Source organism: Microbulbifer mangrovi (genome assembly GCF_002009015.1).
Taxonomy (GTDB): domain Bacteria; phylum Pseudomonadota; class Gammaproteobacteria; order Pseudomonadales; family Cellvibrionaceae; genus Microbulbifer; species Microbulbifer mangrovi.
Map to the genome: position 1 here is coordinate 1 of NZ_LZDE01000257.1, position 17125 is coordinate 17125.

The window sequence follows — 17125 nt, forward strand, 5'->3', positions numbered from 1 at the left end:
TCGATCCAGAACATCCAGCGCCAGGCATTGAAGCCCATCCACCATTCATTGACCGCGGAGCCGGCCACATTCGCTAGCCAGTAGTTGCTCACAAAAGCCGCAAACAGACCGGAGATAATGGCAATCTGATTGATGGTGATCAGGCGACCGCGAATTGCGGCCGGGGCAATCTCGCTGATATAGGCGGGCGACATCACACTGGCCGCGCCGACAGCCAGGCCACCCAGAATGCGATAGAAAACAAACTCCGGTGAGCTGGCGGCAACACCGGATCCCCACGCACTGATCACGAACAGCACCGACGCGATCAGCAGCAGGGTTTTGCGCCCCCACAGGTCGGCCAGGCGCCCGGCAAAGAAGGCGCCCACCGCGCAGCCCAGTAGCATGGATGCCACATTGAAACCGGTACCGGCGGTATTGGAATTGAACGCCTGTTGCAGTCCGGTCACGGTGCCGTTGATCACACCGCTATCGAAGCCGAACAGAAAACCGCCGATGGTGGCGACGCTGCAGATCAGAATGACAAATAGGAGGGAGGGGGATTCCTGGCGGGCCGCTGCGCCCTCCAGCGAGGTCTCGATCGCTTGCATGGGGATACTTCCAAGTTTTTATCGTTTTTACCGCTAGGGCATTTTTGTGCTTTCCAGTGTGACGTTTGGCGCGGGGAAAAGCGTCCTACTTTGCGCTGGATCGCAAAGTAGGACGTCCCAGGCTACCGAAGCGGGTATCTCAACGAAGGGTAAAGCCGGCTTCGAGACCCGATTCCGCATTCGGTGCAATCCACACCCGGAATTCACCGGGCTCAATGACCGCTTCCATATCTGTGTTATGGAAAGCCAGTTGGCTGGCCTTGAGCGAGAAATTCACCTGTCGGGACTCTCCCGGCTCAAGGGTAAGGCGCTCAAACCCCTTTAGCTCCCGCACCGGCCGCGACACGCTGCCCACCTGGTCACGCACGTACAGCTGGGCGGTTTCGGTGGCGGCAGTCTTGCCGGTGTTAGTAATGGTGGCAGATACCGTCAGCTGCCCATTGGCATCCAGCGTGGTGTCGGACAGTTCCAGATCGGAGTATTCAAACTCGCTGTAGGTCAGACCGTAACCGAACGGGAACAGGGGCTTGTGACCGTAGTCCAGCAGGTTGGACGAGTTGCCCGGCTGGTGCTGGAACACCTCGCGGCCGATCTTTTCGATACGGGTGTAATTGTCTTCACTGGCCGGGCGGCCGGTGGCCAGGTGGTTGTAGTAGATGGGGATCTGGCCCGCGCCCACCGGCCAGCTGAGCGGCAGTCGGCCGGACGGGGAGGTCTCGCCATAGAGCACATCCGCCAGTGCCGGCCCGCCCATGGTGCCCGGGTGCCAGGCCATCATTACCGCATCCGCCTGTTGCAGGGTTTGGTCCAGTTGCAGTGGTCGACCCGCCATCAACACCATTGCCAGCGGTTTGCCGGTTTTGGAAAGTTCTGCCACCAGTTCGGCCTGCGCACCGGGCAGGCGAATATCGCCGCGGCTGTGGCCCTCGCCGGAGAGAATTGCCTCTTCACCACCCACGAACAAAACCACATCGGCCTTCTTCGCCGCTTTGATGGCGGCCTTGAAACCGCGGGTGCGGGTGTCGCGGCTGTAGTCGAGGCCGGCGGCGTAGAGGATTTCGCCGGTATCGCCCACCATCTCGCGCAGGGCCGGCAGCAGGGTGCGGGAGTGTTTCTTGTCGCCGTTATAGATCCAGGTACCCAGCTGGTCGTGGGCGGCGTCTGCCAGCGGGCCAATGACGGCGACGCTCTGGCCTTTTTTCAGCGGCAATACCCGATTGTCGTTTTTGAGTAGTACGAAGGTTTCCTTTGCGGCGGCTTTGGCGGTATCCCGGAATTGGTCGTTGCGGATGATCTGCGCGCGCTCCGCTTTGGATTTGGCACGGGGGTAGGGGTGATTCCATAGATCCAGGCGCAGCTTGACCCGCAGGATATTGGCCACGGCTGTATCCAGCTGGGCCTCGGAGAACTGGCCTTCATCCATCAGTTGCGGGAGGAATTGCTCGTAGGTGTCGGTGTGCATTTCCATATCGATGCCGGCATTGGCGGCGAGGGTGGCCGCGTGTTTGGCATCGCGGGCAAAGCCGTGGGGCACCATCTCCATCACCGCGTTCCAGTCGCTCACCACAAAGCCGTCAAAGCCCCATTCTTCGCGCAGGACCTGCTTGAACAGGAAAGGGCTGCCGGTACCCGGTACGTCGTTGAGGGTACTGTAAGTACTCATGATGCTCTGCATGCCTGCGTCGATACTGGCCTTGAACGGCGGCAGGTAGATATCCCGCAGCAGGCGCTCGGGAATATAGGCACTGTTGTAATCGCGACCGCCCTCGGCAGCACCGTAGCCGGCAAAGTGTTTGCCACAGGCGGCGAGGCTGGTGGGGTCGGCGAGATTGCCGCTCTGGAAACCTTCGACCATGGCCACGCCCAGGGTAGAGGTCAGGTAGGGGTCTTCACCCAGAGTTTCGGCGATGCGCCCCCAGCGCGGGTCGCGGCTGATATCGATCATCGGCGCGAAAGTCCAGCGGATACCGTCTGCGCTGGCTTCCTGCGCGGCTACACGAGCGCCGTTTTTAATCAGCTCCGGGTTCCAGCTGGCGGCCTGTCCCAGTGGAATTGGGAAAATAGTTTCGTAGCCGTGGATCACATCCTGGCCAAACAGCAGCGGAACGCCCAGCGGACTTTCCTCGACGGCAATGCGTTGCAACTCCTCAAACGCATTTTTATCCACGGAACTGAAATTGACGTTCAGGAATCCCCCCACGCGACCTTCACGCACGGCCTGCTTGATGGATTTCATATCGGAGGCATCGAAGGTGCCCCAGTCGCGCAGGGCCAGCTGCCCGATTTTTTCTTGAATCGACATCTGCGCGAGCAGGTTTTGGATTTTGGATTCGATGGCTTCCTGTTGGCGGCTCGGCTGATTCAGCGTGGTGGGGGCCACAGTTTGGTTGGCGGCCTGGAGGGGTAGGGTGGCCGTGAGCGAGAGAAGCCCGGCCATAACGCCGATATAAAGGGGATGCTTTTTCATGGTGTTCACTCTGGTAATTCTGTCTCTCAGGAACTGCTCTACAGGCGTCGTCTCGCTTGTGCGCTTCCTCTTCGCTTCCGGTTTACTGATAAAGGGCGGCGCGGGAAAAAAAGCCCCCACCGAAACCGGTGGGAGCGAGGGAGACAAGCGAAGATGACGATCGCTTTTAGAAGTTACCGCTTTTAAAAATTGTAATTGCCGCGTACGCCGTAGAAGCGCGGCATGGAGATCGGCCCCTTGATCAGGCCATCACCGCCGCCGGCCCAGTAAGTCTCTTTCTGGTCGGTGAGGTTGTAGACGAAGGCTTCCACATTCCACTTGTTATCCGGTGCTTCCAGCTTCAGTGTGCTGTTCACACTGTGGAATGCCGGGCGCACATCGCTGAAGGCATCCGGGGTTTCCGTGGCAAAGGCTTCGTAGTGTTTATCCACGTTCTGGAAGGTGTGGTACGACTTGTCGCGCCAGAAGTAGCTGAGGTGCGGGACAATCGCGAAGCCGTTGTTGAAACGGAAGGTATGGGTGTAGTTCAGCTTGGCACTGAGTTTTGGCGACGCCGCCAGCTCGTTGCCTTTCAGGTTGACCTTCATGGCGTCGTTGTCTGGATTGGTGGCCGCACCGTGATCCACTTCGAACAGGTCGGTGGCGGCGAAATCCCAGTGGTAGATAAAATCGCTGGTGATTTCGGTATCCAGCCAGGTCACGTAACCGTCGAAGCGGCCGTTCTCGATCGGCGCCCAGTCAAACTCGATCTCCAGGCCTTTGATGGCGGCGCTGCCGATGTTGGCGGTCTGGAAAACGGTCTGGGTTTCGGTGGTGATTTCGCCAGTCAGTTCACCGCTCTGGTCATCCCGCTCTTCCACGTAATAGGGGAAGATGCCCTTGGCGGAGGCCGCCTGCATATCCTCATAGTCGCTGTAGAAAAGGGTGGCCATCAGGTTCAGGCTGCCATCGAGATAGGTGCCCTTGGTACCCAGCTCGTACGTCGTTACTACCTCCGGATCGTAGGTATTCTGGTGACGCTGCTTGACGATACGATCGCCATTGGCATCCAGGTCGTATTCCGCGGTGAGCGGGTCCTGCTCGTATTGCACAAAGACGTCGCCGATACCGCCGGACTTGAAACCGTTGGCCACGTAGCCGAACACCATCAGTTCGTCGTTGACGATGTAGTCCAGGCCTACGCGGTAGTTGGTGAAGTCCCAGCTGCCCTTGGTCTGGTTGTCGCTGACGGTGGTGTAAATGGACGGATCGTAGAAGTAGTCTGTGGGCAACTGGTTAAACGCATTGCGGTCCCAGGCCGGGAAACAAGCTTCGCCGGTTTGCGGATTGATGGTGTCACCGTTACAGGTCATGTTGTGGCCGCCCACATCCTGCTTGGTGTCTTCGGTGTAGCGTACACCCAGGGTCAGGTTCAGCTGGTCGGTGACCGCGTAGGTACCCTGGGTGAAAAAGGCCTGGGACTTGAGGGTGCGGTTGGGCTGGTTCCAGTAGTCCGCATTCTGGCCACTGTTGATCCAGCCACCCTGCATGTTGTTGTCTTCTTCAAAATAGAAGGCGCCGGCGATCCACTGCAGCGGGCCGGAGCCGGTGGATTGCAGTTGAATCTCATGGGATTGGGATTCGAAGGTGGCATCGCGGAAGAAGATGGACATGTCCCAACCGGTGATACCGCGATCCTGGTCGGAGTGTTGTGAGCGCACCTGCTTGGCCCAGCCGGCGTTGTACACCAGGGCAATTTCGTCGGACAGGTCCCAACTCAGGTTCGAGCGTACGGATTCGATATTCAGGTCCAGGAAGCCGGGCACGCTGACGTTGACGGTGAAGTCGTCGGCACCGGCGCCGTAGACGCTGTTACAACCCAATTGGCCGGGTACCGGCACGTCTGAAATATTGCCGTCGACGTCGAGGTAGTTGCCGTCACCGTCCTTGCGGATGCGTTTCGCGGCCATGTCACAGTTGAGGGTGTCGGCACCACCGGCACTGTCGTCCTGAAATTGCTCGTAGGCCAGCATCCACGACAGGGCTTCGGTGGGTTCCCACAGAGCGCTAACACGAAACGCATACTGGTCCGAATTGTTGTAGAAGTCGGAGGGATCGGCTTTCACCAGCTCCTGGACTTCACCATCACCCCAGCGCTCACGTTGGCGCAGGCTGCGGTCTTCATCGCTACCGGAGTACACCGGGGCATTCTGGACGTCTTCCGGCAGGTAGCGCACGTCCCACTGGTTGGGGTCGTAGTAACCGTTCAGATAGGAGTCGCGGGTTTCCTGCATAAAGGAACCGCGTAAGGCGAACGTCTCGCTGACCGGGATATTGATCATGCCGCGGGTCTGCTGGTGGTTCCAGCGGCCGGCCTCGATACCCAGAGACGCGTCGAACTCGCCGAAGTCCGGGCGCTTGGAAATAATGTTGACGTTGCCCACGGTGGAGTTGCGGCCGAACAGCGTGCCCTGGGGGCCGCGCATGGCTTCTACTCGCTCCACGTCGAACATCAGCGCCATGGCGCCCTGCGGGCGAGGGGAGTAAATACCGTCCAGGTGCAGGCCGACCGAGGGATCGCCCAGTTCGGTGATATTGGTGGAGCGCACACCGCGCATGGCAACGACCGGCGCGGTCTGGGAGGAGTCCATGGAAATTTCCATGTTCGGCACCATCTGCGCCATGTCCTTGATGTTGGTCAGGCCTTCTCGGTCCAGTTTCTCCTGGCTGAACGCGGTAATGGAAATCGGGGTTTCCATCAGATTGGTTTCGCGCTTGGTGGCGGTGACGGTCACTTCTTCCAGCGCGCTGGTCGCCAGAGTTTCCTGAGTCTCGTCGGGCACTTCCTGGGTCGCTTGTTGCGCGTAGGCCCAGCCGGAATTCACCAGCGCAATGGAGAGCGCCAGAGGCTTGTGCAGTCTCTTCATCGGTATTCCTCTCATGTTTATTGTTTTGGGTCGCCAGTGTGGCGACGGAGGAAATTTGCCAAATGCCGGGTGGGCGGGCGTCCGGATGCGGTTATTCGAACGCAAAATCAGGTTTTTTTTGGCGTTCGACTATCCTACGCGCAGCCGAACCTCTGGTAAATGGACGAAAATCAATGGCTTAGGGGCTTTGGTCATAAGTAGGGCTGGCTGCGGCTGAAGGCCAAAAAAGGGCCGCAGGAGGTGTTCCTGCGGCCCATTAAAGAGAGAAAAGTAAGGGGGATTTGGGTAGGCTTGGTTAGTTTTCAAGCAGCCATAGCTGGTTGTCATTGCCGTGGTAGGTCCACTGCTGGATATTGCCGCCTGTGCTGGTGGAGCCATCCTGTACGTCCAGGGACTTGCCGCTCAGGGCAGACAGGATACGGAACTGATTGCCGGATACCGGCTCGATAATCCAGTGCTGGTTGTCTCCCCCACCGTACTCCCACTGCTGGATGTTGGCACCATTGCTGGAGGACAAATCCTGTACATCCAGTGCCAGTCCGCTGTAGCTGTTTTCGATTCGGTAGTTACCATCGGCGAGTGCAGTGACGTGCCAGGACTGGTTGCCGCCCTGAATCACATTGCCACCATTACTGGTGCCATTGTTGGCTACGCCCAGCAAAAGACCACTGGCCAGGTTACGGATCTGGTAGTCGCCATTGGCGATTTCGCCCGCCGGGGGATCGACCGGGTCGGTTGGGTCCGTGGGATCTTCACCACCTAATTCAAGCTCAAACCAGTTGAGATTGAATCCTGGGCCCGCCACTTCAAGGCGCAGGGTCTGGGGGCCAGCCGTCAGACTTATGCTGGCGGTTATAGACTGCCAGTTCTGCCAGCCGCCGGTGTTTGGCAGGCTGGTGTTCGCCACTTGCGCGCCATCGGCAATTAGTCGTAACTGCCCGGTGTTGGCGGTGCTGGCAACACGGTAGGTCAGTGTGTATTCACCACTTTGCGCCACGTCGACGCGGTAATCCAGCCAGTCGCCGCTATCGGTCCAGCCCACATTCTGGCCACCACCGTTATCGCTCGTGTCCTCCAGCTGAATACCGGACATGGCACAGAAGCTTTCCGCTTCGATACGACCGGTACTCTGTGGATTGATGGCGTCACAGTCTGCCGGGGGTGGGGTGCTGCCTCCACTGGTTTTGATCGCATCGTAAAACCCCTGGTGCCAGCTCACATTGCTGGCGCCGTTGCCGATATGATTTTGGGCGAAATCGATCATGCCCGCGTAGGCGTTTGCCGGCGGTGTGCCACCGTTATTGATGTAGTTCACTACTTGGCTGTAAACGCTGTTGGGGGCAATGGTCCACAGGGTGCGGTCGTGACTCATCTTTTTGAATGACCAGGGGAACTGACCAGCGATGTTGTTAAGTGACCAGTCGGTAAGCTGGCGAATGATATCGTTGTTGTCCTCACCGTATTCCCCCAGGATCAGCGGTACACCCATGGCATTGGTGCGATCCGCTCGGGGATACAGGTCGGCGATCCATTCGGTATTGCCAAATACATAGTGGTGGGTCTGGTACACCAGATTGTGATCCCAGCGAGCGCTGATACTGGTGTTGGCCTGGGTGTCGGCATCGGTCCAGTCAATCTTCTGTATATCCGATGCCCACCAGCTGCCCTCGGCAATGATCGCGTGGTTATTGTCTACCTCGCGAATGGCATTGCGCATGGCGAGCAGCGACGGTAACAGCTCGTATTCGCGCCCAGCCTGGGGCACCGGCTCGTTGATCAGGTCATACCCCCAGATCACCGGCTCGTTTTTATAGCGGTCGGCGATATGCCGCCATACCTGGCTGGCGATCTGGACATTGTTACCATCCCAGAACTTGACCGAATCTCGCGGTTGACCGGCGTTGGAGTCGATATTGTCGCTGTGATCGCCGGGATTCTGGTAACCGGGGGCGGCGTGCATATCCAGCAGTACATAGAGACCGTGGGTGCGGCAATAGTCGATCAGGCGGTCGAAGTACTGGAAGCCATGATCCGACAACTGCCCGTTTCCCCAGAACAGGTTGTAGTGGAAGGGCACACGGACGGTGTTAAAGCCGAGGCTTTTCAGATCCGCGATTTCCCTTTCGGTCACGTAATTGAGTCGCCACTGATGTTCGAACTCCCTCGCCAGGGCTATGCTGCCAAAGGTATCCGCCAGACTGTTGAGGAACTGGGTATGGGTGCGGTAATTGAAGTCACCCATCATCAGGTAGCCTTCCCACAGCAACCAGTTGCCAAGGTTGATTCCGTTCAAGTGGACGGGGTTGCCGTTGCCGTCCACGATATCGGTACCGTCGGTGTGCACGTACTGTGCGTGGACCTTGCTAAAGGCAGTAAATGTGGACAATAAGACGAGCAGTGTTAATAGACTGCCTAGCCTGCTTGCAGAGTTAAATCTCATCATGCTTTCCTTTATTATGCGTTTGATGTTGAGAATCGATGGCGAATGAATCGCCACTTGCACCCTAAGAGACTGGATTGCCCCGCGTCGTTCTAACGGCGTAATTAGCGTGGTGTGTGACCAGTCGAACCCGTTCGAGTCCCCCGCGGTATTCGAACGCCCCGGTCTAACGAGCAACCTAGAAAAATCATAAGAATGAGCCAGGTTCTATTTAATTTTCACGATGTCGTGTTACTGATGACGGCGATGCAGTGTCTTTTTTTTGCCGTGCTGTTATTGGTCACCAACACCGGCAAGCAGCCGAGTACCTATTTCCTTGCCGCGTTCCTCTTCGCGCACGCGTTTATTCCGCTGCACGAGCTGGTGCTGTGGGGCGCGGAATTCAAATTTACGGTGCGCGAGTTATTGCCGCAGGTATATTTCCTCGGCGGCTTTGCTTATTACCTGGATGGCATGTTGCTGTTCTTCTGTGTGAAATCCCTGATTTTTCGCGACTTCTCCCTGCGTCCGAGAGATGCGGTGCACCTGCTGCCGTTTGTACTCGCTCTGGTGTACATGAGCGCGGTGTTTTTCCGCCTGCCGCTGGAGCAGCGCCTGGAGCTGATCAGCAGTGAAACCCTGGTGTACGGCTGGCACTACGTACTGGTGGAGTTTCTTTGCAAGGGGCTGCGGATGGCTTATTGCCTGTGGTCACTGCTACTGATTGTGAAGTACACCCAGCGTTTGAAGTCGACCCACTCCAATGTCGAGAAGGTCGATGTCACCTGGATCCGGACACTGGTATTCGGTTTTATGCTGGTGATGCTGATGGAGGTGGTGCTGAGTATCGCCAAGATGTTCAGCCTGTATCAGCACTACGATCTGGGGGTGTTCGAGAAAATTGGTCTCACCGGTTACTACACCGTGTTTGTACTGGTGAACCTGCTGGTCTTTACCGGGGTTCGCTACTTCGCCAACTTTGAATCCCTGCGCGAACCAGAGAAGCCGCGCAAGGCTACCGGCGATCAGGTGTGTAATCCGGCTCTGGCGGAGGAGATCGACCGCAAGATGCTCGCCAGGAAACTTTATCTGCAGCCTGATGTAACCATCGATCTACTGGCGGAAAATCTTGAAGTGCCTACACGGGACCTGTCGATGATTATTAACCGGCACTTTGAAGTGAATTTCTACGAGTTCATCAACCGCTACCGGATTCAGGAGGCCATGCGCCTGCTGCGCAGCCCCGATGGGGAAGGAAAGACGATTACCGACATCTATCTTGAAGTGGGATTCAATAGCAAATCGGTTTTCAATACTTTCTTTAAAAAAGCGGCTGGCATGACGCCGTCCCAGTACCGACGGGCCGACGCCATTCCAGAATCCGCATAAAGGGTTTTATAACAGCGGAAAGTCCCAGGGATTACTGACCGAGCAGCGCCTCGGCTACCCCGTTCAGAGCGGCTTTCTCTTCATAGGGACCATCTGCCGGGCCGTTGAATAACAGCGGCCAGTCGTCCACGCCCTGGCGGCTGTTGAAATCCAGCAGCCAGCTGTCTCCATCCCAGAGGCCCCACACGGTAATGCCGCCGCGTTGTTGCGGTGGCACCACATCCATATAGGTTGCCACAATGGCTTTGTAGCGGGCTTTCTGCAGTGCCGCGACTTCCGGGGTGTAACTGGTGTGCTGCGGAAAGGGCGTGGAGGCATAAGGGTTGTTCACCGGCACATCCAGTTCTGTGATTTTCACCTTTAGCCCACGATCGACGATGGCCTGGAAGGCAGTGCGCATTTGGGACGTGGAAGGCCAGTCAATCTGAACGTGCATTTGGAATCCCACGCCGTCGATGGGGACGCCATCCGCGAGCAGTCCGTCCACAATCTGCAGCAGGCAGTTCAGCTTGTTACCGTTGCCGCCCTCGGTGTCGTAGTCGTTGTAATACAGTTCGGCGCCCGGGTCCGCTGCATCGGCGGCGAAAAACGCTTCCGAGAGATAGTCGCTGCCGGCCCGTTGATAAAACAGAGAATTGCGATAACAGCTGGATTGGTTCTCGTCGATCGCTTCATTGACCACATCCCAGCTGTCCACTCTGCCCGCGAAGTGCTCGGCGATGGTCGTCACATGGGTATTCAGCATGGCCTGGAAGTCGCCACTGTAATTCTTCATCCAGTTGGGTACCTGGTAATCCGAGTGCCAGATAAATGTGTGCCCGTGAATCCCGATGCCGCTGGTTTCTGCCCAATCCACCAATTGATCGGCGTTGGCGAAATCGTAGGTGTTTTCCTGTGGATGCAGGTAACTCATCTTCATGATGTTGCCGGCGGTAAGCTGGCTGAAATGCTGGGCAATGGAAACCTGCTTCTCCGGAAGACTGAGGAAACTGCGGTTTTCATTGCCGGCGGAAACCGCTACCCCAATCGGGAAGGAGGCCAGGCTGTATAGATTTTCCGCAGAGGCGCCCGACGAGCTGCCACTTGAGGAACTGCCGGAAGAGGAACTGCTTGAACTCGATGTGCCTCCGGATGAACCACTGGAGGAGGAACTACTGGAGCTGGACGAGCTACTGCTGCTGGAGCCGCCGGAAGAGGAGCTGCCACCGTCACACAGGCTGCCGGTGAGCTGTGGGATCTCGACAATGCCACTGGCGGTACCCTGAAAGCCAAATTCTGCGGTCTGCCCGGGTTGCAGGGTGCCGTTCCAGTCTGCATTGCTGGCAACGTAGGGGTTATTGCCGCTCAGCTCGGAGCTCCAGTGGTGGACCAAGCGGTTGTCGCCGCTGTACTGCCACTGCACCTGCCAGCTGCTCACCGCTTGTGCGGTATCGTTGCTAACCTGCACACTGGCGACGAAGCCGGAGCCCCAGTCGTTGTTGATCGTGTATTCGCAACTGGCGATGGCATTTCCGGCGCTGGTGCCGAGTATTGTCAGTGCGAGAGCCCCGCTCAACCGGCGGAGTAGCGGTGTGGGCCGCTGAAGTATTTTGGGAATATTGAAGTTTTTCATCGCTATTCTGTTCTCTTATTTCTCCATTGGGTGAAACCTTGTGCTCCCTACACCGGCGGGCACGTGGTTGGGACGTTTTGCGTTGATTGGCTGATGCAGGCGCTGTCTTGTTTTGTGCGTCAGGTCCACCTTATAGTCGCGAAGACTATCTTGTTTGCTGTGGGTACGCGTGGCGGTCCCTGAGCGCGTCCCGATCGGGGCGGGTATACTCCCCGGCAAACGACCGCCGGACCCGATAAGTGACTGCCGCTAGCGAAACACTCATCAAGCTGATTAACGATGCCTTGACGCGCCATCCGGCGTCGGGGCGCTTGTGGGTGGGATATTCCGGCGGACTGGATTCCGCTGTTCTTCTGCATTTGTTGGCCCGTGCCGAATTGCCTGTGACCGCTGTACATGTAAATCACGGCATCAGCCCTCAGGCGGATAATTGGCAGGCCCACTGCGAAACTTTCGCGAAGGCGATGGGGGTGCCTTTTATCGGGCACAAAGTACAGGTCTGCCGCGAGGATGGCGGTCTGGAGCAGGCGGCAAGGAGCGCGCGATACCGCGTATTCGAGAAGGTAATGGCGCCAGGGGATCAGATACTGCTGGCCCATCACGGAGATGATCAGACGGAAACACTGTTGTTGCGGCTGATGCGCGGTGCAGGTATCGAGGGGCTTGCGGCGATGGATGAGTGCCGGGCCCTCAGTGAAGGACGCAGTGTATTGCGTCCTTTATTAAGGGTGTCGCGAGAGGAGCTCGAACTCTACGCCAGGGCACAGGGGCTCGCGTGGATCGAGGATGAGAGTAATGCGGATCTCGCATTCGACCGGAATTACATCCGCAGTCAGGTAGTGCCGGCCCTGACAGCGCGCTGGCCAGTGGTCAATCGCGTGTCTCGCGCCGTAGAAAACCTGCGGGAATCCGCGGGCCTGTTACAGGACATTGCGCTGGATGACCTGCGAGGCTGCGCACACTGCGAGGCGAGGTTTGGAGAGAGTATCGATCTCCAGGGATTTCGGGCACTGTCGGTTCCTCGGCAGAAAAACCTGCTGCGAATGTGGATCCGGCAACTGGGCGGGCGTATGCCCGAGTCTGCGCAGTTGCAAGAGGGCCTTGAGCAGGTCCGCGCTGCGGCGGACGCCCAGCCCGCTGTAACGCTGGGGGATCTAGTGTTGCGTCGCTATCGTGATCGCCTCTATCTCACACCACAATTACAGCCTCTGAGTGACTCGGTAGCTGGGGAGACCGTCTGGCGATGGGATGGTATGTGCAATCTGGAACTGACCGACGGCTGGACCCTGCAGCCGGACAAAGGCTGGCCGGCGGGCGAGTACACTGTTCACTTTCGGCGTGGTGGCGAACGGGCGCGGCCGTCGAGCCGCAGCCACTCCCAGACACTGAAGAAACTGCTCCAGGAGTATGCCCTGGAGCCCTGGTTGCGCGGTCTGGTTCCGCTGATCTACACCGGGGACGAGCTGGTGGCGGTGGGGGACCTGTTCGTCACCGCCAAAGGCCCATCCCAGCCCCCAATTTGGCGGTTTTTAGATTGAGCGGAATCCCGCTTTCTGGTAGTCTGGCGTCCCATCTCAAAGGCACCGGGTTGCGCAAGATCGCGCCCCCAGAGCCAGTCCCGCACGCCCGAACTCGTCGGGCATTCAACTGACCAAGGTTTTGCATGACGCGCTATATTTTTGTCACTGGCGGCGTGGTTTCCTCATTGGGGAAAGGTATCGCTTCCGCCTCTCTGGCTGCAATTCTTGAAGCCCGTGGCCTCAAGGTTACGATTCTCAAGCTGGACCCGTACATCAATGTGGACCCGGGCACCATGAGCCCCTTCCAGCACGGCGAGGTCTATGTGACCGAAGATGGCGCCGAGACGGATCTGGACCTCGGCCACTACGAGCGCTTTATCCGCACACGCATGTCCAAGCGCAACAACTTCACCACCGGCCGGGTATACGAAACCGTTCTGCGCAAAGAGCGCCGTGGTGATTACCTCGGTGGTACCGTGCAGGTAATCCCGCACATCACCGACGAAATCAAGCGCCGCGTGATTGAGGGCGGCCGCGACGTGGATGTCGCTATCGTCGAGATCGGCGGCACTGTGGGTGATATTGAATCCCAGCCGTTCCTGGAATCCGTACGCCAGCTGCGCGTCGAGATGGGAACCAACCGCGCGCTGCTGATTCACCTGAGCTATGTGCCTTACCTCGGCACCGCCGGTGAAACCAAAACCAAGCCGACCCAGCACTCCGTAAAAGAACTGCGTTCCATTGGCCTGCAGCCGGATATTTTGCTGTGCCGTTCCGAGCGCGCCATTGACGACGACTCCCGTCGCAAAATTGCCCTGTTCACCAACGTAGAAGAGCGCGCGGTTGTACCGCTGCCGGACGCAAAGACCATCTACGGTGTGCCGCGGATGTTGCATGAATACGGCCTCGATGAAATCGTGGTGGAGAAACTGCAGCTCGAATGCGAAGCCCCGGACCTGTCTGAATGGGATGCCGTGGTAGATGGAAAGCTGAATCCGCAGCACGAAATCAAGATTGCCATGGTCGGCAAGTACATGGAGCTGCTGGACGCGTACAAGTCCCTGATCGAATCCCTGGTCCACGCGGGTATCAAGAACCGCACCAAGATCACCATTGATTACATCAATGCGGAAGACGTGGAAGGGGAAGGTGGCCTGGACCTGATCAAGGGTGCCGATGCCATCCTGGTGCCTGGCGGTTTTGGCGAGCGCGGCCTGGAAGGCAAGCTCGAGTCCGTGCGCTACGCCCGTGAAAACAACATTCCGTTCCTCGGCATCTGTCTTGGTCTGCAGTCTGTGGTCATCGAGTATGCGCGCAATGTGCTGGGCCTCGAAGGCGCTAACAGCACCGAGTTTGACACCAAGACCCCGCATCCGGTAATCGGTCTGATTACCGAGTGGATCGACAGCGAAGGCAAGGTCGAGAAGCGCGATGAAAAGTCTGACCTCGGCGGAACCATGCGTCTTGGTGGTCAGGAATGTCGTCTGGCGAAAGACTCCAAAGCCCGCGATATCTATGGCAAAGACGTGATTGTTGAGCGTCACCGTCATCGCTATGAAGTCAACAACAACTATGTTGACCGCCTGCAGAAAGCCGGCCTCAAAATCGGTGGCTGGTCTGCGGATGACACCCTGGTAGAAATGGTCGAGTTGCCGGAACATCCCTGGTTTGTAGCCTGTCAGTTCCACCCGGAATTCACTTCCACGCCGCGTGACGGCCATCCGCTGTTTGAGAGCTTTGTAGCGGCGGCACTGAAGCACAAGCAGGGCTAATAAAGAAGGGAGGGAGCGCAAATGCGCTCCCTCCATCTCTTCCAAAATGATGAAGTAAAGACCAGAGAGAAATTCTGTTAGGGGATAATAAAAAATGAAAACCATTGAAGTGGGTAGCCTTCCGGTTGCCAATGATCGCCCGTTTACCCTGTTTGGCGGGATGAATGTTCTGGAATCCCGCGATATGGCCATGCGGGTGGCCGAGCATTACGTCAATGTGACCGACAAGCTGGGCATTCCCTACGTTTTCAAGGCCTCTTTCGACAAGGCCAATCGCTCATCCATTCACTCCTATCGCGGTCCCGGAATGGAAGAGGGGCTCAGGATATTCGAAGAAGTCAAAAAGACTTTCAGCGTCCCGCTGATTACCGACGTGCACGAGCCGCACCAGGCTGCGCCGGTGGCCGAGGTGGTTGACGTTATCCAGTTGCCTGCGTTCCTCGCTCGCCAGACCGACTTGGTCGCCGCCATGGCTGCCACGGGTGCGGTGATCAACGTGAAGAAACCACAGTTCATGAGCCCGCCACAGGTCAAGAATGTGGTGGAAAAGTTTGCCGAAGGCGGCAACGAGAAAATCATCCTGTGCGAACGTGGCGCCTGCTTCGGTTATGACAATCTGGTAGTCGACATGCTCGGTTTCCGCACCATGATCGATGCCTCTGGCGGTGCCCCGCTGATTTTTGACGTTACCCACTCGCTGCAAATGCGCGCTCCTGGCGGCGCCGCTTCCGGCGGACGTCGCAGCCAGGTTACCGAGCTCGGCCGTGCCGGCCTCGCAATCGGTATCGCCGGTCTGTTCCTCGAGTCCCACCCGAACCCGGACAAGGCCCTGTGTGATGGTCCCAGCGCATTGCCGCTGGAAAAACTGGAGCCGTTCCTCGTGCAAATGAAAGCGGTGGATGATCTGGTTAAAGGTTTCGAGCCGCTCGATACCAAATAATAGAAAAACTAAATAACTAAAACGAGTGGCCTCGAAAAAGTGGCCACCATTATCCAAACCTCACAGAAGTGATTTTTAGGTCTAACTTTTTTCGAACAAGGAGCCCGTTAAAAAAATGAGCAAGATTGTTGCTGTTAAAGCTTTTGAAGTACTGGATTCGCGCGGTAACCCCACCGTTAACGCCGATGTGATTCTCGAATGCGGCGCGGTAGGTTCAGCCTGTGCACCGTCTGGCGCTTCCACCGGCTCTCGTGAGGCTCTCGAGCTGCGCGACGGCGACAAAAGCCGTTACCTGGGCAAAGGTGTCCTGAAAGCTGTTGAAAACATCAACGGCGAGATCGCCAAGCTGCTGGTAGGCATGGACGCAACTGACCAGCGCGCGCTGGACAAAGCCATGATCGATGCCGACGGCACCGAGAACAAATCCAAGCTGGGCGCCAACGCCATCCTGGCCGTATCCCTGGCCGCTGCCAAGGCTGCAGCCATCTCAAAAGGCGTCCCCCTGTATCAGCACATTGCCGAAGTAAATGGCACTCCCGGTCAGTACACCCTGCCGGTACCGATGATGAACATCATCAACGGTGGTGAGCACGCCGACAACAACGTTGATATTCAGGAATTCATGATCCAGCCGGTGAAAGCCAAAACCTTCGCCGAAGCCCTGCGTCAGGGTGCTGAAATTTTCCACGCCCTGAAAAAAGTCCTGTCCGCACAAGGCCTGAACACAGCCGTAGGTGACGAAGGTGGCTTTGCTCCCAACCTGCCCTCCAACGAAGGCGCGCTGAAAGTGATCGCTGAAGCGGTTGAAGCCGCTGGTTACAAGCTGGGCGACGACATCACCCTGGCCCTCGACTGCGCGTCCTCCGAATTCTACAAAGACGGCAAGTACAACCTGTCTGGCGAAGGCAAGGAATTCGACAGCGAAGGCTTCGCCTCCTACCTGCAGGAGCTGTCCGAAAACTACCCGATCATCTCCATCGAAGACGGTATGGACGAGAGCGACTGGGACGGCTGGAAAATCCTCACCGACAAAATCGGCGAAAAAGTGCAGCTGGTGGGCGACGACCTGTTCGTGACCAACACCAAGATCCTGAAAGAAGGTATCGAGAAGGGCGTTGGTAACTCCATCCTGATCAAGTTCAACCAGATCGGCTCCCTGTCCGAGACTCTGGACGCGATTAAAATGGCCAAAGACGCTGGTTTCACCGCGGTTATCTCTCACCGCTCCGGTGAAACCGAAGACACCACCATCGCTGACCTGGCCGTTGCTACCGCTGCTGGCCAGATCAAGACCGGCTCCCTGTGCCGCTCCGACCGCGTAGCCAAGTACAACCGCCTGCTGCGTATCGAAGCCGAGCTGGAAGGCAAGGCTCCTTACCGCGGCATTGCCGAGTTCAAGTAATTCGGAAAGCCCGGTAAACTGGCTTGAGTCTCGCTTCTTGGCTCGCGCTTGGAAGCGAAGGCGCTGATACCGATGGCCCTTCCCAGGACTGTCGAAAAGAGGGACCTT

General features: G+C 57.6%; 10 protein-coding genes. 5 read left to right on the plus strand and 5 right to left on the minus strand.

Features of this window, described 5'->3' with window-relative positions; translation table 11 throughout:
• The 4 genes from B4U49_RS04740 to B4U49_RS04755 form a co-directional block, all read right to left on the minus strand.
• A partial coding sequence (locus B4U49_RS04740; protein WP_143735527.1) for an MFS transporter occupies positions 1-590 on the minus strand: 590 nt, incomplete at its 3' end.
• 139 nt (positions 591-729) lie between these two features.
• Positions 730-3057: a beta-glucosidase BglX gene (gene bglX / locus B4U49_RS04745; RefSeq protein WP_239692472.1), complete on the minus strand. Its 2328-nt coding sequence runs from the start codon at positions 3055-3057 to the stop codon at positions 730-732.
• 182 nt (positions 3058-3239) lie between these two features.
• Entirely contained in the window at positions 3240-5963 is a 2724-nt protein-coding gene (locus tag B4U49_RS04750) for a TonB-dependent receptor (RefSeq protein ID WP_143735528.1), read from the minus strand.
• A 295-nt stretch (positions 5964-6258) separates the two neighbouring features.
• Positions 6259-8349 (minus strand): carbohydrate-binding protein, encoded by a 2091-nt coding sequence (locus B4U49_RS04755; RefSeq protein WP_239692473.1) that lies wholly within the window; start codon positions 8347-8349, stop codon positions 6259-6261.
• Positions 8350-8598: 249 nt separating this feature from the next.
• Between B4U49_RS04755 and B4U49_RS04760 the strand changes: the two genes are divergently transcribed.
• On the plus strand, positions 8599-9771 hold the full coding sequence (locus B4U49_RS04760; protein WP_078083434.1) for a helix-turn-helix domain-containing protein: 1173 nt from the start codon (positions 8599-8601) through the stop codon (positions 9769-9771).
• A 31-nt stretch (positions 9772-9802) separates the two neighbouring features.
• Here the strand turns inward: B4U49_RS04760 and B4U49_RS04765 are convergent, their stop codons facing one another.
• The gene (locus B4U49_RS04765) at positions 9803-11383 is read right to left on the minus strand and encodes an endo-1,4-beta-xylanase (protein WP_078083435.1); all 1581 of its coding nucleotides are present in this window, start codon (positions 11381-11383) and stop codon (positions 9803-9805) included.
• Between the two features lie 317 nt (positions 11384-11700).
• Between B4U49_RS04765 and tilS the strand changes: the two genes are divergently transcribed.
• The 4 genes from tilS to eno all read left to right on the plus strand — a co-directional run bounded on the left by tilS (position 11701) and on the right by eno (position 17017).
• Entirely contained in the window at positions 11701-12921 is a 1221-nt protein-coding gene (gene tilS, locus B4U49_RS04770) for a tRNA lysidine(34) synthetase TilS (RefSeq protein ID WP_078083440.1), read from the plus strand.
• 125 nt (positions 12922-13046) lie between these two features.
• Positions 13047-14675, plus strand: coding sequence for a CTP synthase (locus B4U49_RS04775; RefSeq protein WP_078083436.1), 1629 nt, complete (start codon positions 13047-13049; stop codon positions 14673-14675).
• Positions 14676-14769: 94 nt separating this feature from the next.
• Entirely contained in the window at positions 14770-15615 is an 846-nt protein-coding gene (gene kdsA / locus B4U49_RS04780) for a 3-deoxy-8-phosphooctulonate synthase (RefSeq protein ID WP_078083437.1), read from the plus strand.
• A gap of 115 nt (positions 15616-15730) precedes the next feature.
• The gene (gene eno, locus B4U49_RS04785; protein WP_078083438.1) at positions 15731-17017 is read left to right on the plus strand and encodes a phosphopyruvate hydratase; all 1287 of its coding nucleotides are present in this window, start codon (positions 15731-15733) and stop codon (positions 17015-17017) included.
• Positions 17018-17125 lie beyond the last annotated feature (108 nt).

Excerpts from the sequence above, each read along its gene's own strand:
- B4U49_RS04760 (WP_078083434.1), top strand. The coding sequence starts at position 8,599 with ATGAGCCAGGTTCTATTTAATTTTCACGATGTCGTGTTACTGATGACG.
- eno (WP_078083438.1), top strand. The coding sequence starts at position 15,731 with ATGAGCAAGATTGTTGCTGTTAAAGCTTTTGAAGTACTGGATTCGCGC.
- kdsA (WP_078083437.1), top strand. The coding sequence starts at position 14,770 with ATGAAAACCATTGAAGTGGGTAGCCTTCCGGTTGCCAATGATCGCCCG.
- bglX (WP_239692472.1), bottom strand. The coding sequence starts at position 3,057 with ATGAAAAAGCATCCCCTTTATATCGGCGTTATGGCCGGGCTTCTCTCG.
- B4U49_RS04750 (WP_143735528.1), bottom strand. The coding sequence starts at position 5,963 with ATGAAGAGACTGCACAAGCCTCTGGCGCTCTCCATTGCGCTGGTGAAT.
- B4U49_RS04765 (WP_078083435.1), bottom strand. The coding sequence starts at position 11,383 with ATGAAAAACTTCAATATTCCCAAAATACTTCAGCGGCCCACACCGCTA.
- B4U49_RS04775 (WP_078083436.1), top strand. The coding sequence starts at position 13,047 with ATGACGCGCTATATTTTTGTCACTGGCGGCGTGGTTTCCTCATTGGGG.